The organism is Methylophilus sp. DMC18 (assembly GCF_056314005.1).
Genome location: NZ_JBQUZE010000004.1, coordinates 51,625 through 71,547 on the forward strand (window position 1 = coordinate 51,625; position 19,923 = coordinate 71,547).

General features: G+C 50.8%; 18 protein-coding genes. 7 read left to right on the forward strand and 11 right to left on the reverse strand.

The features are described 5' to 3' along the window. Nucleotides 1–6 precede the first annotated feature (6 nt). From ACT53G_RS10200 to ACT53G_RS10210, 3 genes are read right to left on the reverse strand one after another with little or no spacing between them, the layout of a single operon-like run. Nucleotides 7–975, reverse strand: coding sequence for a SphA family protein (locus ACT53G_RS10200; protein WP_476169351.1), 969 nt, complete (start codon nt 973–975; stop codon nt 7–9). 55 nt (nt 976–1,030) lie between these two features. Continuing rightward, the gene (locus ACT53G_RS10205) at nt 1,031–1,816 is read right to left on the reverse strand and encodes an SDR family oxidoreductase (protein WP_476169352.1); all 786 of its coding nucleotides are present in this window, start codon (nt 1,814–1,816) and stop codon (nt 1,031–1,033) included. Between the two features lie 8 nt (nt 1,817–1,824). Continuing rightward, nucleotides 1,825–3,054, reverse strand: coding sequence for a dienelactone hydrolase family protein (locus ACT53G_RS10210; RefSeq protein ID WP_476169353.1), 1,230 nt, complete (start codon nt 3,052–3,054; stop codon nt 1,825–1,827). 271 nt (nt 3,055–3,325) lie between these two features. Here ACT53G_RS10210 and ACT53G_RS10215 point away from each other — a divergent pair, with 271 nt between their 5' ends. Further along, nucleotides 3,326–4,840, forward strand: a complete 1,515-nt coding sequence (locus ACT53G_RS10215) for a flavin-containing monooxygenase (RefSeq protein ID WP_476169354.1) — start codon at nt 3,326–3,328, stop codon at nt 4,838–4,840. Nucleotides 4,841–4,891: 51 nt separating this feature from the next. Continuing rightward, a complete protein-coding gene (locus ACT53G_RS10220; protein ID WP_476144887.1) occupies nt 4,892–5,170 on the forward strand; it encodes an Lrp/AsnC family transcriptional regulator in 279 nt (92 codons plus the stop codon). A gap of 244 nt (nt 5,171–5,414) precedes the next feature. On the opposite strand, the gene mtgA is transcribed toward ACT53G_RS10220, so the two are convergent. The 3 genes from mtgA to ACT53G_RS10235 are packed head-to-tail and all read right to left on the reverse strand — an operon-like array spanning nt 5,415 to nt 7,394. Beyond that, nucleotides 5,415–6,101 (reverse strand): monofunctional biosynthetic peptidoglycan transglycosylase, encoded by a 687-nt coding sequence (mtgA, locus tag ACT53G_RS10225; protein WP_476156257.1) that lies wholly within the window; start codon nt 6,099–6,101, stop codon nt 5,415–5,417. 13 nt (nt 6,102–6,114) lie between these two features. Beyond that, nucleotides 6,115–6,933: a shikimate dehydrogenase gene (gene aroE / locus ACT53G_RS10230; RefSeq protein ID WP_476169355.1), complete on the reverse strand. Its 819-nt coding sequence runs from the start codon at nt 6,931–6,933 to the stop codon at nt 6,115–6,117. An 11-nt stretch (nt 6,934–6,944) separates the two neighbouring features. Further along, entirely contained in the window at nt 6,945–7,394 is a 450-nt protein-coding gene (locus ACT53G_RS10235; protein ID WP_476169356.1) for a rhodanese-like domain-containing protein, read from the reverse strand. A gap of 366 nt (nt 7,395–7,760) precedes the next feature. On the opposite strand from ACT53G_RS10235, the gene glnA reads away from it, so the two are divergent. From glnA to ntrC, 4 genes are all read left to right on the forward strand, one after another. Then, complete coding sequence (gene glnA, locus ACT53G_RS10240; RefSeq protein WP_194749573.1) at nt 7,761–9,170, forward strand: type I glutamate--ammonia ligase; 1,410 nt, start codon at nt 7,761–7,763, stop codon at nt 9,168–9,170. A 126-nt stretch (nt 9,171–9,296) separates the two neighbouring features. Further along, entirely contained in the window at nt 9,297–9,788 is a 492-nt protein-coding gene (locus tag ACT53G_RS10245) for a DUF4124 domain-containing protein (RefSeq protein ID WP_275357303.1), read from the forward strand. 109 nt (nt 9,789–9,897) lie between these two features. Continuing rightward, nucleotides 9,898–11,001, forward strand: coding sequence for a nitrogen regulation protein NR(II) (gene glnL, locus ACT53G_RS10250; protein ID WP_194749575.1), 1,104 nt, complete (start codon nt 9,898–9,900; stop codon nt 10,999–11,001). A 16-nt stretch (nt 11,002–11,017) separates the two neighbouring features. Next, nucleotides 11,018–12,409, forward strand: a complete 1,392-nt coding sequence (gene ntrC, locus ACT53G_RS10255; RefSeq protein ID WP_194749576.1) for a nitrogen regulation protein NR(I) — start codon at nt 11,018–11,020, stop codon at nt 12,407–12,409. A 4-nt stretch (nt 12,410–12,413) separates the two neighbouring features. On the opposite strand, the gene ACT53G_RS10260 is transcribed toward ntrC, so the two are convergent. Both ACT53G_RS10260 and ACT53G_RS10265 read right to left on the reverse strand, forming a co-directional pair. Beyond that, a complete protein-coding gene (locus tag ACT53G_RS10260) occupies nt 12,414–13,088 on the reverse strand; it encodes a DUF6445 family protein (RefSeq protein ID WP_476169357.1) in 675 nt (224 codons plus the stop codon). Between the two features lie 105 nt (nt 13,089–13,193). After that, nucleotides 13,194–14,450, reverse strand: coding sequence for a porin (locus ACT53G_RS10265; protein ID WP_476169472.1), 1,257 nt, complete (start codon nt 14,448–14,450; stop codon nt 13,194–13,196). Between the two features lie 376 nt (nt 14,451–14,826). Between ACT53G_RS10265 and ACT53G_RS10270 the strand changes: the two genes are divergently transcribed. Beyond that, a complete protein-coding gene (locus tag ACT53G_RS10270; RefSeq protein WP_194749578.1) occupies nt 14,827–15,309 on the forward strand; it encodes a hypothetical protein in 483 nt (160 codons plus the stop codon). A 16-nt stretch (nt 15,310–15,325) separates the two neighbouring features. On the opposite strand, the gene mutY is transcribed toward ACT53G_RS10270, so the two are convergent. The 3 genes from mutY to ACT53G_RS10285 are packed head-to-tail and all read right to left on the reverse strand — an operon-like array spanning nt 15,326 to nt 19,907. Beyond that, nucleotides 15,326–16,369, reverse strand: coding sequence for an A/G-specific adenine glycosylase (gene mutY, locus ACT53G_RS10275; RefSeq protein ID WP_476169358.1), 1,044 nt, complete (start codon nt 16,367–16,369; stop codon nt 15,326–15,328). Between the two features lie 24 nt (nt 16,370–16,393). Next, on the reverse strand, nt 16,394–19,084 hold the full coding sequence (locus tag ACT53G_RS10280) for an AsmA family protein (protein WP_476169359.1): 2,691 nt from the start codon (nt 19,082–19,084) through the stop codon (nt 16,394–16,396). Nucleotides 19,085–19,103: 19 nt separating this feature from the next. After that, a complete protein-coding gene (locus ACT53G_RS10285; RefSeq protein ID WP_194749581.1) occupies nt 19,104–19,907 on the reverse strand; it encodes an undecaprenyl-diphosphate phosphatase in 804 nt (267 codons plus the stop codon). Between the last annotated feature and the right edge of the window lie 16 nt (nt 19,908–19,923).

Consider the following 19,923-nt stretch of genomic DNA (forward strand, 5'->3'; position numbering starts at 1 on the left):
GAATCCTTAAAAGTGATGCACAAAACGCAGGTTGTAACGTTCACCTTCGGTACGGTTTTTCACCGCCATTTCATCGTAGAAGTTAAACATCAGATGATCCTGCTTGGAAAAGCTGTACATGCCCCCCACGCCCAGTGCCAATACCTGCTCGCGACGCCCAGACACGTCATGACCGTTCATTTGAGTATCGGTCGTTTGCTTGAGGTAGTAACCGTTAACGCCCAAGCGCAATTGCGGCGTAAAGGCATACTCCATGGCAAAGTTGGTATGAAACGCCTGCCCTGCACGCGTGCTGCTGGCGCCCAATGCCTGAAACCCTCGGTTGGGATCATCATTTTTGCCGTTCCACAAATAGTGTGCACGCACAGAGGCGGTCCATTCTGGCGTGAAAAAATAAGTGCCTGACCAGTAAGGGTTGAACGACCAGGCATTGCTGCCCGGGTTGATTTCGCGGTTAGCACTGTATTCGCCCGTGGGCAAAATAAACTGTAATTCAACGCGCTGCATGAATTTGGGCCCTTTTTCGCCCATGACGATAGGCCACTGTAAGAAAGGGCCAACCAGTAAATCGCCTACGCCACTGTCACCCGCTTTGGGGAACGCATTGGAGGCGGCGCCATAACTGGTATGTGGACTGACCACGGGCACAATCACATCCATGCCCAGATTAGCCCCGGCGACTTCGATATCCGAGATATACAGTACTTGCGACAGACTGACGGTGACATCCACTTTGGGGTTAGGCAAACCTAGACTATTGCCCGCGTTATCCTTGAACTTGTCGGCATGGTATTGCTGCACGTATTGGCTGAAATACCAGCCATTGCCTGCAGGCGGGGCACCATCCAGAAAGCTGGTGAACCCAAGATTGATTGGAGGCAAATCGTAGGCGTGGGCAAGCATGGGTAAGCTGGAGGTGGCCAGTGCCAGACCCAGTGCACCAAGGGGTTTACTGCAAGAGGAGAGGAGGTTCATCGAGGGGTTCCTTTCAGAGTGAGATTCAATCGTTTAAAAAATCTGGGTATAAATATCAATCCGCCAGCTTGGGAATGGCGGGCTCTGCCTGCTCTGGGCCCATCGCGCTGTAGCCACCATCGACGGCATAGACGGCGCCCGTAACAAACGAGGCATGGTCAGAACATAAAAACAGCACCACATCGGCGACTTCCTGCGGGTCACCTACGCGTTTCAGGGCATGGAAAGGCGCTGCTACGGCATCGGTTTTGGCGCGGTTGCCGCCCGTCAGCTCGTCCATGACGCGTGACCAGATCCAGCCGGGGGCCACCGCATTGACCCGGATATGGTCACTGGCCAGATCAATCGCCATGCTGCGCGTCAGTTGTTCGGTTGCGGCCTTGCTGGCCGGATATAGCCAGCGGCCGGTTTGTGCAGCGCTGGCTGAGATGCTGGAAAAATGCACGATGGCGCCACCGCCACGCTGACACATGGCCGCATGGCAAGCCTTGGCCAGCATGACACTGCTCACCAGATTGACGTTGTAACTGAGCAACCAATCCTCGCGGCTGGCAGCAAAGCCGTTGTCCACATAGCTACAGGCCAGGTTGACCAGAAAATCTACACCGCCAAAGGTGTGTTGCGTGGTCGCCACCAGCTGTTGCAAGGCGGCATCATCGGTAATGTCTGTTTGTAAAAACAGAATGTCCGGGCTGATGCCAGCCGCCACCCTCGCCCCACGTGCATCAATATCCACCGCCACCACTTTTGCGCCCGCGGCGTGGAAGGCTTCTACCACGGCCGCACCGATCAGCGTGGCACTGCCGGTGACGATGACGACTTTGTTTGCGATCCCTTTCATGGCACACCTCATGCATTGGCACTGAGTGACCAGTTGGCCATCAGCGTGTTGGAAGGAAGGTTGGGGTCCAGCAGTTTGCGTGCTTGCTCGACCCCGCAGATGGCTGGAATCAGGGCGGGATCCAGCAGCCCCGCTTGCACCAGCACGCTGGCCTGATCCCAGTAAATATGTTCGTTAAACAGCTTGTCACCGCGGAAAGTCACCACAACCAGCATGGGGATTTCAATCCGGCGCCCGGTCGGCGGTACATTCGGCAGCAACCAGTCAATGTCGCAGTCGTGCGTAAAACTGAGCACAAACTCATCCACCATGCGGTCTGCACCGACCACGCGTGAAATTGGCGTCATTTGCATGTCTGCCGGGTTGTTGTGAATAAAATGATGCTGATAAAAGCGACGCAGCATGGTGTAGCCGACCCCGCCCGTCATGGTGGGCACATGATTCACATACGGCTGGGCGACCATGGTGGTCATGGTGGCATCGGCATCGCGGGTGGCAAATTCGAGCGCAAAGTGATGATCTGCAATCGCACTCAGGTCATAATCCGGCCCCATGGCTTTACGCAAGGCGCCCAGGGTGCGGCTATATGCCATTTGTGCCGAGGGGGCGTGGTAGTGCGCACCACCCAGGCGGGCAAACGCATGATCTACGCCGGCATACACATAGGTCTTCGCCAGCGGCTGTGTGCTGGCTGCAGCCAGAATCTCGGCTTGGGCCGCAGGTGGGCAGAAGGCATCCTGCTCGGCGATATGCAGGGTTAACGGGCAACGTAGCGCAGCCATCTGTGGCAAGGCCTGCTCTATACCTACCCCGTAGTAACCCACCGCCACATCGGCATCGGTCTGACTGGCTGCCAGATAAGCCAGCTTGCCGCCCAGGCAATAGCCCAGCACCCCCACCTTGCCACTGGCCCCTGCCATGCCACGCAAACAGCTAATGGCCAATTGGACATCCTGCATGCCGGTCGCCTCATCAAACCGCTGGTAATAGCCCAACGCAGCCGGCATATCCTCGGCTGCATCGGTCAGGGTAATACCAGGCTGCAGCCGCCAGTACAAATCTGGCACCAGCACCATATAACCCTCTTCGGCATACAGGTCGGCAATGGCCTGCATATTGGCATTCACGCCAAAAATTTCCTGGCACAACACCAGGCCCGGCCCGCTGCCGGTGGCTGGCAGGGCCAGATAGCCTTTAAAGGCCGGGAATTGCGCGCTGATTTCTATCATTTGTCCCATTTTTCGTCTCGCTTGCTCGGTTGAAGGGTGGGAAGGCAAGTGATCACCTTCGTTGTGGTTGCTACTTTCTCGCAGCGCAGACGGCGGGGCTATCCGCTCCGTGCAGCCACTATCCGCATTGCGCAGCCAAATGCAGCACGCATGCAAGTTGTTGCCGAACGCGGATAGTGCAGGCAGTTTCTGGATAGTCGGCAAACTTTGCTCGCTCAATACTGCACCCGACGATACAGGGATAGGCCCTGTATGATTTTTTCAGCGCAAAGGAAACCGTATGAATATTGCGATTGTGGGTGCCGGGTTTGCCGGTTTGAGTACAGCAAAAGTGCTGACTGCATTTGGTCACCAGGTCACGGTGTTTGAGAAGGAGGCTGATGTCGGCGGGGTTTGGAGCGCCTCCAGACGCTACCCTAACCTGACCACACAAAATGTGAAGTCCACCTATGCCTTTTCAGATTTCCCCTATCCCAAGCATTATCCTGAGTGGCCGAGTGGCGAGCAGGTGCAGCACTATCTGGATGCCTATACCAAGCAGTTCAATTTTGCACACCTGATCAGCTTGAATACCGAAGTGAAATTGGCCACACCGGTTGGTCAAGGCTGGCAGCTCACCGTTAAGACCGAAGGCAAAGCAGAGGAAACGCGACATTTTGATTTTTTAATTGTCTGTAACGGAATTTTTTCGCAGCCCATGATCCCGGACTATCCGGGTGCAGCCGAATTTACCGCCGCAGGTGGCCGTATTTGCCACACCAGCGAGTTCAAGGAGCTTGCAGATGCCAAAGGCAAACATGTGCTGATTGTCGGCTACGGAAAATCTTCTACCGATGTCGCACAAGCGGTTTGCCAGCAAGCGGCGAGCACCACGGTGGTGGCCAGACATTTGATCTGGAAAGTGCCCAAACGACTCATGAATGTGCTCAATTACAAATACCTGTTTTTGACGCGCATGGGTGAAGGCTTGTTTAAATATATCCGCCTTAAAGGCATAGAGCGCTTTTTGCACGGCATCGGCAAACCAATCCGTAACAGCATGCTGAATCAGGTGCAGTGGGTCATCAACCGCCAATGCCGCCTCGAAAAACTGGGCCTCAAGCCTGACCAGCCACTAGAATCGATTGCGCGCAGTACCGTCAGCCTGGTCACCGAAGGTTTCTTTGAAAGCGTGGAAGCGGGTCATATTGACGTTGCCAAACAAAACAGCATCACAGGCTTTAGCATTGAGCATGGCGTGCGTTATGCACATTTAACCGATGGCCGCCGTTTGCCTGCCGACATTGTGATTTGCGGGACAGGCTGGCATCAGCGTGTGCCTTTTTTGAACGATGACGTGATGAAACATGTGACCGATGCGGAAGGTAATTTTGTGCTGTACCGGTCGATGGCACCGGTTGGCATGCCAGGTCTGGCGTTTAATGGTTATAACTCTTCATTCTTTAGCCAACTGAATGCCGAAGTAGGCGCTTACTGGCTGGCCGACTGGATTGGTGGAAAGATGAAGTTGCCGACCTCAGAAGCACAACGCAGCACGATCAAAGAACGTCTGGCATGGATGGAAGCGCGTACAGAAGGCAAACACTCCAAAGGCACCAATATCATTCCGTTCTCACTGCATCATATTGACGAGCTGTTATCGGACATGCGCCTGCCGCTGGGCGTCGCGACCCGCTTCAAGCAGTGGTTTTTACCAATTGATCCGGCGGATTTTCAGTATTTGCACAAGGCCCTGCTGCAGCGCCATCAACCCAACGCCGCGCAGAAAATGCCGGTACAGACCAAAACCGTTTGAAAGGCTTAGCCTCCGCCGCTCACAGGCGGAGGTCTTGAAAAGGAGTGTCTTATGATGACGTGTATTATGCTGGTGAACGCTGAGCGCCAACAAATGGCGACGGTGGCGGAAACCCTGGCATCATTAGCGCAAGTGACAGAAGTCTACTCAGTGAGTGGTCAATATGACCTGGTGGCCGTCATACAAGTCACCGGGCCCGAGGCGCTCTCTGCACTGGTGACCCATCAACTGGCTGCCATCAGCGGCATTGTGAGAACCGAAACCATGCTATCACTGCGCACGTACCGCAAACAGGATCTGGACGCCATGTTTGATATCGGGTCCAGTTAATACCGGCCACCAACTCAAGTTTGGTGAGGCAAGCGTGGATGCGGTCAAAAAAATACGGCCAGTTACCTGGCCGTTACCTCACACCCTTGTAAAACATCTCGCTGTCAAAGGCTAAGGTCAACATGCAACCTGCCTGACGATGCATCTGCATACACCGCCGATGGAAATGATGTATCAAATCCATTGATAGCAAACATTGTATGCAGGCGTGTTTCACGTTCATGCCTAAATCAAGCCCGTAAAATCAGGGTATTTTGACCAATCGCATGCGCGCCTGAATGGTAGCGGTGTGGCGATTTAAATAGCGGGTACTGCGGTGCAGATCATAAAAACGCGGGTTAGGAATCATGGCCGCCAAGCGCGCCGCTTGGGCGGGTGCCAGACTGGCGGCCGAAGCGTGAAAGTAATGCTTGGCCGCCGCTTGCGCCCCGAACACGCCCTCGCCCCACTCAATCACGTTCAGGTAGATTTCCAGAATCCGGCGCTTGGTCATGAGCTTTTCCAGCATAAAGGTAATCACCGCTTCTTGTGCTTTGCGCCAGGGCGTGCGATGCCCGGATAAAAACAAATTCTTGGCCAGTTGCTGGCTAATGGTGGAGCCGCCAGCGACGATTTTGCCCTTCTTGAGGTTTTTCTCAAAAGCGGTTTCGATCCCGACCCAGTCAAAGCCTTCATGGTCAACAAATTTGCTATCTTCCGCCGCAATCACTGCGCGTTTTAAATGGTTGCTGATCTTGGCGTAAGGCACCCACTGCTGCTGTATGGTGGCTTCGGGATGGCTTTCTTGCATCACTTCTAGCCGCGCCTGCATGAAGGCAGTGGCGTCTGGGTTGTGATCTACCCACCACAAAATATGGGCGAGTATCCAGACCTGATACAACAGTACCCAGAGCAAAAACAGGACGAAAAACAGCTTGATGCTTTGTTTCATGACTGAAAGAGGATTAGCGGAATGTCTGAATCACTGTGGCCGTGTCAGGACGCAATCCATGCCAGATAAAAAACGCTTCCGCCGCCTGCTCGATGAGCATGCCCAATCCGTCTGCCACCTGCGCACCGGCGGTACGCGCCTGCTGCATAAACGGCGTCTCCCGGCCGTACATCATGTCGTAAGCCAGGGTATGCGTGCCAAAGACATGCGATGAAAGCTGTAATGGCGTTTCAGTCAATCCTGCAGAAGTGGCATTAATGACCACATCATAGGTCTCGGTGAGTGCTGCAAACGTGGTCACGGCCAGCAAGACGCCACATTGCCCCCCCGCGTCCGCAAACTTATCCAGCATGGCTTGCGCCTTGTCCTGTGTGCGGTTAGCAATGGTCAATTGCGCCGGGCCTTGTGCAATCAACGGCAGCATCACGCCTTGCGCAGCGCCGCCTGCGCCCAGCAACAAGATTTTTTTTGCGGCCAGGGCCGTCTGGTGATGTTTGAGAATGTCATTGACCAGCCCACAGCCATCAGTATTGTCGCCCTGAATTTGCGTTTGGCCAAAACTGAGGGTGTTCACTGCCCCAGCCGCCTGCGCGCGTTCAGATAAAGTCTGGCTTAAGTCATAGGCTTCAAATTTGAATGGCACCGTGACATTTGCACCCACATACCCTTGCTGCTGCAATTGCTGCACCGTGGACGCAAAGCCATCCAGAGGTGCCAACACCTTTTCGTAAACAATCGTCTTGCCAAATTGCAGCGCAAATGCCTGGTGAATCAACGGCGATTTGCTATGTGCTATCGGGTGGCCAATGACTGCGTATTTTTCAACCGACATAGCAAGATCACCTAGTTGGACCAGGGCAAGCCTGCATGTTTCCAGCCATTGATCAGGGTTCTTTGCTTGGCCTCATTCGCTTCGCCTTCAAAGCCTTCGAGCATGTTATAGGCATTGGCATATCCAAGTTTTTGTGCCAGCAAGGCGGCATTATGGCTGCGGCCACCCGTGCGGCACATAAATACGACGGTGCGCGCAGGATCAACCAGCGCCTGTAGCTGATCGGCAAACTCAGGATTGGCAATCATGCCTGGATAAAACGCCCATTCCAGATGGGCCGCCATCGGCACGCGCCCAACCAACTCCAACTCGGCACGTGAGCGCACATCCACCAACACCGCATTTTGATCTTGGCTAATCAGCGCATACGCCTCCTGGGGCGTCATCGCGCCGGCATACGGCAAACCATTTTGCTGAGCACGCTGAGCGGCTTGTTGCAAGATTTTCTCAACACTTTCCAAAGGACACCTTCGTTCTTTTAATAAGCTAGTCAAACCGCGAGTATACCTGTGAAAGTCACGCAAGCGCATGGAGCACCATTTTTGTGCTCAATTTGTTGTTGAGCACCTTTTTGGTGCGCATTGATTTTGCTTTTTTATGTTAGATATCTCATATCCATGCAAAATGCCTGTTTTTGGGTGGCATGCTTCCTGCTACTATTACATCCTAAGATTCAATGGAATTCGTAAACCAAAAATTCCACATATCTATTTGTTTTGCTAGTTTGTGTTTTTATATTTGCTCACGTTCCGGGACATCCGCAACATGTCCCTTTTTTGCGTGCGCAAGTTGAATCATTTTAGATCTTGATCACTGAGGAGAATGTAATGTCCGTTGCAAACGTAATGAAACTGGTTGCGGAAAACGACATCAAATTTGTTGATTTCCGTTTTACCGACACCAGAGGTAAAGAGCAGCACGTGACCGTGCCAGTGTCTGCCTTCGACGAAGATAAATTTACCGAAGGTCACGCCTTTGATGGTTCTTCCATTGCTGGCTGGAAAGGCATTCAAGCCTCTGACATGCAATTGATGCCTGATGCAAGCACCGCATTCATCGATCCATTTTTTGACGAACCAACCCTGGTTCTGACCTGTGACGTGGTAGACCCTACCGATGGCAAAGGCTATGACCGTGACCCACGTAGCCTGGCTAAGCGCGCTGAAGCCTACCTGAAATCCAGCGGCCTGGGTGACACTGCTTATTTTGGTCCAGAGCCAGAGTTCTTCATTTTTGACAGCGTACAATGGGATGCCACCATGGGTGGTAGCTTTGTGAAAATCAACTCCGAAGAGGCCGCTTGGTCCTCAGGTGAAAAATTCGAGGGCGGCAACACTGGCCACCGTCCAGGCGTTAAAGGCGGCTACTTCCCAGTGCCTCCTGTCGATTCATTGCACGACATCCGCTCTGCCATGGTCATGACTTTGGAAGAACTGGGTGTGCCTGTTGAAGTGCACCACCACGAAGTGGCAACAGCCGGTCAATGTGAAATCGGTACTAAGTTTGCGACCTTGGTACAACGTGCTGACTGGACACAAATCCTGAAATACGTAGTGACTAACACAGCCCATGCTTATGGTAAAACAGCCACATTTATGCCAAAACCAATGTTTGGCGATAACGGCTCTGGTATGCACGTTCACCAATCCGTTTGGAAAGATGGTAAAAACCTGTTTGCAGGCAATGGTTATGCTGGCCTGAGCGATTTCGCTCTGTACTACATCGGCGGCATCATCAAGCATGCGCGCGCACTGAATGCGATTACCAACCCAGGTACTAACTCCTACAAGCGCTTGGTACCGCATTACGAAGCACCAGTCAAACTGGCTTACTCCGCTAAAAACCGTTCTGCTGCGATTCGTATTCCGTTCGTGCATTCTGATAAAGCCCGTCGTGTTGAAGCTCGCTTCCCAGACCCGATTGCTAACCCATACTTGGCTTTCTCAGCCCTGTTGATGGCTGGTCTGGATGGCGTTCAGAACAAGATTCACCCAGGTGAACCAGCGACTAAAGACTTGTACCATCTGCCACCAGAAGAAGATGCATTGATCCCAACGGTATGTTCATCTCTGGAACAAGCATTGGAGTATCTGGATAAAGACCGCGAGTTCTTAACACGCGGCGGCGTTTTCTCAGACGACTGGATTGATGCATACATTGCATTGAAAATGGAAGAAGTCACTAAACTGCGCCAAACACCACACCCAGTGGAATTTGGTCTGTACTACTCTTGCTAATCACAAGAGCACGCACTAAAACAGGGCAGCCCAGGCTGCCCTGTTTTTTTATGTGCGCGCTGTTTCGTCAACGTTTTTAGGCGAGCAGACGTTGATACCCTCAACGATCTACTCTAAACTATTGCCATGAAAAGACTTTTTTACATTTGCACCTTCGCGCTCATGTGCAACCAAAGCTGGGCAGATATCTACAAATATACCGACAGTAACGGCGTCACCACCTATACCAATATCAAACCCGAAGGCAAAAGCAAGGCAGAGCTCATTATTAGTGGGCCCAGAACCGCAGAGCCTCCACCCCCTGCCAGGGAGAAAAAAGCCAATGTCAGAACACCCTCTCCGGCCGATTTTCCCAAAGTCGATAATCAGACACAAAATCAACGCGACCAAAAGCGGCGAGAGCTATTAATGAACGAGCTTTCTCAAGAAAAACAAGCACTTGAGAATGCTCGCCTGTTATATGAAGAAGCCCAGAACACGCCAGAAGTCTACAGAGGCGCGAATGGCAAAACGTTTAGAAACGTCGCCAAATATGAGGAAAAGCTGCGCGTCATTGAGGCCGAAATTCAGGCGCATGAGCGTAATATCGAGCTGTTAAATAAAGAGCTCAATCTTTAAATGCACCATTTTGGGAGTTTTCTCAATCATTTTTGCGTTGTGCACAAGAATTGGCTTGGGTTTTGCTTTAAAACAGGGCGTGATTCACTCTTTTTAACAAGCTCAGGACATGGTACAGAAATCTCCCAACGGCTTTAGTGGTTTAGAGCATATTGCCACGGCAGTCATTTTGCTTAATAACCAACTAGAAGTTACTTACGCAAACTCCAGCGCCGAGATTCTGTTTGCATTTAGTGCCAACCAGATTCAAGGGGCGCATATCCATGACGTGTTTGTGAATTGCGAAATTTTGCAAATGGCCGTGACCAACGCCATTGAAACACAGAGCCCATATCGTGAGCATGAGTTTGCACTGACCACCCAACGCGGCCATACAACGGCCGTGACCTGCACAGCCACCCCTATTTCAGCCGCGTTCAACCAAACGCCGGAAGACATGCTGATTCTGGAGTTTGTGCAAATGGATCAGCAATTGCGTATTGCGCGTGAAGAGCGCATGTTGATACAGCAGCAAGCCAACTCTGAATTACTCAGGAATCTGGCGCATGAAATTCGCAACCCGCTAGGCGGCTTGCGTGGTGCGGCACAATTGCTTGAGTTTGAGTTGCCACAACCCAGCCTAAAAGAATATACCCAGGTGATTATCAAAGAGGCTGACAGACTACATAGCCTCATGGACAGACTGCTGGCACCTCATCGCGTGCCAAAATATGAGCCCACCAACATTCATGAAGTGCTGGAACGCGTACGCAGCCTGTTACTGGCGGAATCCCCCAATCATATCCGCGTGATCCGCGACTACGATACCAGCTTGCCGGAGCTCATTGGCGATCGCGAGAAACTGATACAAGCCGTGCTCAATATTGCGCGTAATGCGGCACAAGCGATGCAACAGCACCAGACCGAAGGTGCGAGTATTACTTTCCGCACGCGTGCGGAGCGCCAAATTACGCTAGCCAGAAAACGTTACCGTGTCGGGATTCATTTAGAGATTATTGATAACGGCCCAGGCATCCCTGCCGGCATCAAAGAACGCATTTTCTATCCGCTGGTATCCGGTCGCGAAGGCGGCACAGGCTTGGGCCTTGCGCTGGCGCAAACCTTTATCACCCAACACCATGGCATGATCGATTGTGACTCGCAGCCGGGTAAAACCATCTTCCATATATTGCTACCCATTGAAAGTACGCAATTAAAATCATCAGTACAATAATTCACGAGAAACAGCTATGAAGCCAATCTGGATCCTAGACGACGACAAATCCATCCGCTGGGTGTTTGAAAAAGCACTCGCCCGCACGGACTTTGATTTCAAAACATTTTCATCCCCGGCAGAAGCCCTCAACGCTTTAAATCGTGAACAACCCCAAGTCATTGTCAGTGACATCCGCATGCCGAATGGCTCGGGCCTGGACTTTTTATCCGAGGTGAAACAACGCTTTCCCGAGATTCCAGTCATTATCATGACCGCCTACTCAGACCTCGAAAGTGCTGTCGCCGCCTTTCAGGGTGGCGCGTTTGAGTATCTGGCCAAACCGTTTGATGTAGACCAGGCCATCGAAATTATCAAACGTGCCGTTGAAGAAAGCATGCGTCAATCTGTCGAGGCCGTAGAAGACACTGGCCCCTCGCCAGAAATCATCGGCCAGGCCCCCGCCATGCAAGAGGTTTTCCGTGCCATTGGCCGCCTGAGCCGCTCGCACTCCACCGTGCTCATTAACGGCGAATCCGGCAGCGGTAAAGAACTAGTCGCAAGCGCCCTGCATAGACACAGCCCACGTGCTGACAAGCCATTTATCGCCATTAATACCGCGGCGATTCCCAAAGACTTATTAGAATCTGAATTGTTTGGTCATGAACGCGGAGCGTTTACAGGGGCCGCCGCTGCCAGACGGGGCCGCTTTGAACAAGCAGATAACGGCACTTTGTTTCTGGATGAAATTGGTGACATGCCTGCTGACTTGCAAACCAGATTGTTGCGCGTCTTGTCCGACGGCCAGTTTTATCGCGTGGGCGGACATCAACCAATCAAAGTCAATGTACGCGTGATTGCCGCCACTCACCAGGACCTCGAAGAACGCGTCAAACAAGGTTTGTTCCGTGAAGACTTATTTCACCGCCTGAACGTCATTCGTCTGCGCTTGCCGCCCTTACGTGAACGTAGAGAAGATATCCCCTTACTGACCAAGCATTTTCTCGCCCACAGTGCTCAGCAACTGGGGGTTGAGCCCAAGCAACTGTCGCAGGCAGCTATTAAATACCTGATGTCGGTCAACTGGAGCGGTAACGTTCGCCAGCTCGAAAACGTCTGCCACTGGCTCACCGTGATGGCGCCAGGTCAAAACGTGGATGTCAATGACTTACCCCCAGAGCTTAAAGAAGATACTGGCAAACACAGTAGCGGAGGCTCCTGGCAAGAAGCGCTGGCACAAGAAGTCACCGACGCGCTCAACCGCGGAGAAACCAATATCCTGGACGCCAAAACCAAAGAGTTTGAACGTATTCTGATCACCCGCGCCCTCGCCCACACTGATGGCCGCCGGATTGAAGCCGCCAATCAGCTAGGGATGGGAAGGAATACACTTACTCGCAAGATACAGGAGTTAGGGATTGATGATTAGCAAATTAAATGTGTACTTGCTGACTGCGCCAAAGCGGGAACGAGCTGTGCCGTTGTGCATCAATACTACTGACAAAAAAGACTTGCGCCAGTCGTGAGTCTTTTAATGTCTTCCCAAAAAAGTTATTTGCGGCATGAAAATGTCTGCCTTCATAGAGTATCAAGGTGTTATAAACGTTATTGATTCTCACAATCTCATCAAACATGCTGTGATAAGCGGTATCCATCTTTACCGTACCCTCTGCAAATCGCTTATCATTCACCTTAAGTGCTTTTTCGTATAAAGCCTGATCAAAGCTTTTATTGGGCCTAAATAAAGAAGTCCCGGAATCCAAAGGCGCATCAGGACTTAAATATAACACCGCTGCAAAAACAGCATTCCCATCGGTATGAATTACACCGCGACCATAATCCTCAGTGACACTTTGAAAGTTGGTCGAAATTGCCCAACGCATATGCTCATATTCCGAATTATGAAAAAGTGAAATAATTTTTGTACTAAGCTTCTCAAATAGGGGCTTATTAATGACGGACAAATCCTTTGTTCTACATCCTGGAAAAACATAAGGCACGTTGCCTAATTGATGGCGGTATTGATATTTCTGATTTAATGCAAAAGTACGAACAGCGCCTGGATCTTCATAAAAATTTTCGACTATCGTGACTGGATACAAATTCATAATTAATGATCCATAATTAAGGATTGATAATAAAGAATATAAAAAAACGGCAACCGAAGTTGCCGTTTTATGACTTTTAATTTACGCAGTTAAACTGCAATTAAACTAGAAGAACAAGATAGCGCCCAAAGAAATGGTTTTCGCTTTAGCTTCTAGATTACCACCAGCAGTTTGGTCAAGTTTACGCTTAACGTCAGAGTATTCAGCAACCAAGTTCAGGTGTTTTGTCAGAGGATGGTAAGCACCCACGGTCCACATTTCGTCTTTGATTTCGTCGAATGTGTCTACGCTGTTACCGTCAAGTTTTGATTGACCCCAGCTCAAGCCCAATTTGGTACCAGCACCTGGCACAGTGTATGTACCTTGTACATAGCCACCTTTAGAATCACGGCGCTTACCAGTTGCATCGAAACCGCTGTTTAATTGCAGAGTTTGACCGATACCTTTACCATCGTAGTAGTAACCTGTCAGACCAAAATCAGCAACTTTAACTGTTGTACCGATATCCCATGCATATGCACGCTCGCTACCCAAGTTTGTAGTAGTTGTGGCAGTGAAAGCTTGCAGGTTATCAACTTTTTGGCTGATAGCAGAAGCCCAAACTTTACCAGCTACATCACCAGTCCACTCGTAAGAAGCTTTACCTTCGAACGCTGGTTGGGAACCGCCACGAGTTGTGCTAGATGCACTTGTTGAAACCGTACCACCTGCACCATTAACTGGAGCAACGCCATCACCAACTGCATTCCATGCTTGAGTAACACCAGCTGTGAATTGGAAACCATTCCAGTTTGGTGATGTATAAGCAACTTGAGATTTCCAGTCAGCATACATGTAACCAGTACCGATACGACCCAAAGTAGTTGTGTTGCCAGCCAAAGAACCTGCGCCTGCACCAACGCCCAACAATGTCATGTCGTTCAAGATTGCGTCTGAAGCGAAAATGCCCAGATCTTTACCCAATTTGATAGAACCCCAAGAAGCATCACCGAATGTCAAGAATGCTTGACGGTTTTCTTGTTGTGATGTTTGACGGCCAGAGTTAGTTGTAGATGCACCTGGGTTGATACTGATTGTGAAACCAACATCCAGATCGTTCTGACGTGTTTTACCAGAAACGCTCAGGTAATTTGGCAACAAACCAGTCGTGATGTTAGCTGAGCTGTCTGCATTACCGTTGCCCAAGCCTAAAGGACCAGCACCAGAGTTGTCACCGCTGAAGCTAGTGTGTGTGTAGTAAGCGTTAACAACGCCACCGATGTCCAGAGTCCAGTCACCAGCTGGGATAGTGATGCCAGCTTGTGCGCCAGTAGCGGCAGCGAACAGAGCTGCTGCAACTGCAACGTTCAATTTTGTATTCATACGAATCTCCAAAAATGTTGTTTTCACAACTTGTGTAAGGATATTGCTTTCCAGTAAAGAGCCATTGAATGCTCTTTCTAATAACTCCTGCGGAATCACTTAAAGCATTTCCTGCAAGGTCAGAGCAATTTTTGCAAAAGCGGCCTAGGTGGCGCAAGTGAATACGTCAAATTGCTTAGTCCTAGTTAACGTTGTTGCAGATTTGCAACAATCTAACACCTGCCGGACTAGGGTGTTTTTTTGAATTGCTACCGTTTTTTAGCTGATTTCCCATCAACATCAATATATCTTTCTGCTAGCATAGGAACAATTTGCAGCTTATTTAAATTTACACGTGCGCCTCTATTTAAGTGAAGCGCATCCGCAGGGGAAGAGAATGATTTCGGACATTCAGTTATGTAGTCGCTTTGTAGAGACCTTGGACTGGATATGCCAAGTGCTGATCAGGCATTCTGAGGATTTCAATATTGCCCTGGTTAAAATTGCTTATGGCGATGACAATAGTTTGGGTGAGGCCTACGGCGCGCCTGAGGCCTTGCGTCAGCTCTCATCGTTAACCCATGATCTGCAAAACTCTTTTAGAAGATCTGACCTGGTAGGCCGGGAAGGGACAGACTTCTGGATTTTGTTTCCTTATACGCGTGTGCAAGATGACGTGTATGAAAAACTGCTTGATGTGCTTGAAAGCTCCAAGCATCAAACATTGAATATCGTAGAGCGTGAAATCGCGATTTTTGAATTGCCGCTGATTTACCAAAAAGCGTTGGTTAAGCCTGACAGAGGGCACGCCTTGTTACAACATCTCAAAAACAATCAGCGGGAATTGGCCAGCCATGTTTTCCGTCTAGCCAATCTCTAGGCTGCAGGCGTACCGTTTAAAAACGTACTTGTTGAAGTCCTTTGATCAGCGTGCGTATTGGCGTTGGCAACGCTGCGGCGACAGCATCCGCCAAAGCGAGCCATTGCTGATTGGGCGCTGGTGGCGGGCGTTTCCCCTGCAATAGCAGTGGCTGTGGCGTTATTTCAAGCTTGAAATGTGTAAAGGTATGCCAGAGCACGGGCAATGTTTCCAGCGGCTCCACATCCATGTCGAAGGTAGTTTTTACATGGGGGACGGCAAGCGCACTGGGGGACAACTCAGGCAAACTCCACAAACCGCCCCATATACCATGGTTCGGCCGTCGCTCCAGCAAAATTTCCCTGGCATCTAAAATCATCAATACCGTGGTCTGTTTTTCTGGCAAGGCTTTACGAGGCTTGGGGGCTGGCAACACAGAGACCATTTGTTGCTGATACGCCAGACAACTCGCCTGCATCGGGCAACGATGACAATTTGGTTTGCTACGCGTACACAAGGTCGCACCAAAGTCCATCAACCCTTGCACATAGGCGGGCAAGCCTTGGCTAGGCAACACACTTTCGGCGATTTGCCACAATTTCTTCTCTACTTCTGGTAACCCTGGCCAACCCTGAATGGCATACAGCCTGGCCAATACACGTTTCACATTACCATCAAGAATCGTTTGCCGCTGGTTAAATGCAAACACGCTGATCGCTGCGGCGGTAGAGCGCCCGATGCCTTTTAAAGTTTGAATGGTCTCAAAATCTGTTGGAAAAATACCACAATGCTCACGCATAATGGTTTGGGCGGCATGATGCAGGTTGCGCGCACGTGAATAGTAGCCAAGCCCGCTCCAATAGCGCATGACTTCATCTTGTTCGGCTTCGGCTAGGCTGGCAATTGTTGGAAAGCGCTGCATGAACCGATCATAATAAGCAATGACCGCCGATACCTGCGTTTGCTGCAACATGATTTCTGACACCCAAATAGCGTAAGGGTCACGCGTCTGCTGCCATGGCAAATCATGGCGGCCATGCGCCTGCTGCCAGGCGATCAGTTTTTCTGCAAAATCACTCACACTTAAAACGCTTATCTGCTGGCCCTAAAAATTCAGCAGCTTTTTGAGTGCTTTTTGCTTGAGCTGGTCCACGGGCTTGGCAGGCTCAGTGCTATTACCACCTTCAGGATTGGCTGCCTCGCTACCGCTATTCCCCGGCGTTTTTCCATTCAGCAATCCTTTAAGGGCTTCGGCCTTGTCTCCGCCGATTTTCTCGGTCAAGGCGTCCATAGCCACCGATTTGGCCAGTGCCTGACCTAAAGCCGCCATATCAACACCGAATTTCGGCGCACTAAAACTACCGGTGACCTTCACCGGAATGCCGAGACTGCCTAATTGCTCAGCCTCTTTACCGCCCTGCCCCTTGAGCGAATTCACCAAAGTAGGCTTGGCGAGATAGTTGATCTGTTCTTTGCCTATATCAATATCGCCTTTGCTTTCGCCTTTAGTCAACCGAAAAACCGGTGCCTTCATGGCCAGATCATCATTGTGAGCTACGCCGCTCTTAATATTAAAGCTGGCGGTCAGTTCACTAAAGTCGGTTTTTTTACTTTTATCTGCGTCTGCGCTGGATTGACCCTTGAGCAAGTTGAGCTTGCTTTTCGCCTCGCGGATAGTTCCGGCCAGATCAAACCCTTTAACGGCGCCATCGGCCATGCGTAAATCAACCGAGCCGCCCAGTGACTTTTTTAGTGCAGTCACCGTATTTCCTTGCGCGGTCACGTTCACATTCAAATTGCCGTTACCAGATAGCATGTCATTGTTGATGGTATCGACTAACAACGGGCCGACAGCGATGTTTTGCAGGCTTTGCTGTATGGTGACTGCAGGCGTGGCACGTGCATCCAGCTTGACGGCACCGCGCACCGTGCCTTGATAGACATCGGCATTGAGTGGATTCAGGCTAGCCAAGCCCTCCTGCGCTTTCAGTCCAATATTGAGGTTTTTGGCTTCGGTTTTGCCATATTTCAACCAGCCAATGCGGATGTTGCCCTGCGCATTGAGCGCCTTCAAGGCAGACAAATCCAGCGGCTGCTCCGCTTGCGCGGTTTTCTCGGCAGGCTTGGCCGTCGCTTCGCTCGCCTTGGCTTCTGCAGCAGGCAGATAACGGTTCAAATCCAGCTTGTCGATGTTGAGATCAAAGGTATACAGCGGTTTACTAAACTGGCTAATGCCAACATTGCCCTGGATACGGCTGTCATCCAGTTTGACATCCAGGCCCTGCAAAGCCAGCTTCTGGCCATCGGCCTTGATGCCCACGTTCAGGCCAGTCAGGGTATAGGGGCTGTATAAAATCTTGCCGATATTGATACTGCCATCAAGGAATAAGGTTTTTAACGCGCTCAAATCGGCAGGTTTGTCTGCTTGCGCGCGATTGGCATTGGGGCTGGCAACGGTTTCTTTTTTAGGCTTGGCCTTGCCCAGCAACGCATTCAGGTTCAAGGTGTCGGCGTGCACTTTAAAACCTATATGCGGCGTCGCAAACCCTGCCACGCGCACATCGCCATTGAGCTTGGTTTCCGCCAAGCTCAAATCAAACGTGGTGTTAACTTGCTCTTGCTTCACGTTTGCGTTGAGGGCCAACTTGAACTGCCCTTGCATGGTTCCATTCGGCAAGGCGGGGTCTTTAATATCAAATTTACCTGCCAACGCAGGCACTTCAAACACCAAGTCGGCCAGATTGAGGGTCACAGGCGAAGCAAAATGCCCTTCAACCTTGCGTGCACCGGCATTCAGGCTAACATCCGCGGTCAAGCCTTTGCTTTCGACGGTTTGCTGGTTGCCTTTTAATTCGGCCAAGACCACGGCCAAATCGAGATCGCCGTTGGCATCTTTTTGCTTGAGTGACAAGGTGACCTTGTCACTGCTGATGAGTTGCGGATTGACGGCGAGGGCAGGCGCCTGCAGGCTGACTGCGCGCTCGGCACCTTTAAAAGTACCTTGCATCGCCAGCTTGAGATCAGAAACATCCAGGGCAGTGTTAGCGGCATCCACATCAATGCCCCCTTGCGCCGTGACCGTCACAGCCTGGCCATCTAGCAAGGCGCCTTTGAGCTGCGCATCCAGACCCTGGATCACAAAATGCTTGGCTTCCGGATCGGCCATGACATTGGCTTTAATCAACGCCTTGGCATCCACGGCGGGCTGGTTTGCCGTCAGATGAAAATCGGTCGCAATATCAAACGGCTTTTTCAGTGCCACCTGGCCGGTGGTGAGGTTTAGCTGGTCAACTGAATACTTGGCACCGCTTTTCTCATTCGTAAAACTGGCCTCAGTATTGGTGATTTTAATGCCTTGCACATCAAAGTTGATCTGCTGTGACTCTTCTTCCTCTTTGCTCAGCAGATCATCAAAGTTGAAGCTGCCATCAGCATGCTGGATGACATTGACCTGCGCGCCATCCAGATAGACCGTATCGACGACAATTTCTTTTTTGAGCAAGGGCAGCACGGCCAATGCCACTTTTGCGCTTTTAATCGCGGCAAACTGTTGTTCTGACTGATGCTCGGACAAGCTGATTTCACCTAAATCGGCGCCGATTTTTGGCCAGAAACTCAGCTTGATGTCGCCTTTAATGTCTAGCGTACGTTGTTTCTTGTCTTTGACCAGTTGAATGATGGTGGACTTGTAATCGTTAGGATTAAACGTCGCAGCCAGATAAACCACCAGCAACAGCAACACCGCCAGGATGGCGGCAAGCACATAAGCTATCTTTTTAAACAGCGCACGGTTCATGCATACACCTTAAAACAAATTAATGTGCAAAGAAAACCAGCACCAGAATGCCAAACACGATACGGTACCAGGCAAACACGGCAAACGAATGCTGGGCGACAAATCGGATCAGGGCGCGAATCACCACCAAGGCTGACAAAAATGAGACCACAAAACCGATCAAAAAGATCAATGCATCGTCCACAGACAGTAAGTCACGGGCTTGATAGAGGTCGAGCCCGGTGGCTGCGAACATGATGGGCAAGGCTAAAAAGAATGAAAACTCAGTCGCGGTCTGACGGCTCAGGCCAAAAAACATGCCGCCCAGAATGGTCGCGCCTGAACGTGACATGCCCGGAAACAATGCCAGCGATTGCGCAAAGCCAATCTGCAAGGCTTGCTTGGCTGAAATCTGGTCGATATCACGCGTATTGCCTGCTGGCACAAATTTTTCAATCAGCAAAATTAATACCCCCCCCACGACCAGTGCGATGCCAACGGTGAAGGAGGAAAATAAATATTCTTTAATTTGGTGATGAAATGCCAGGCCAATCAAGGCGGCAGGTAAAAAAGCAATGATGAGGTTGCGCACAAAGTGCTGGGCGTTGGTATCCGTTTGAATGCGCTGTACGGTATGCCAGAGCCGTTGCCGGTATTCGACACAGACCGCAAGAATCGCGCCCAGCTGAATGATGATCTCAAACACATCACGTTTATCTTTAGAGAGAAAGTCCAGCCACTCCCCGGTAATGATCAGATGCCCTGTACTACTCACAGGAATAAACTCGGTCGCGCCTTCGACCAGGCCCATGATCACGGCCTTCAGCATCAAATAGATATCCATGCAGTTATTCTAACAG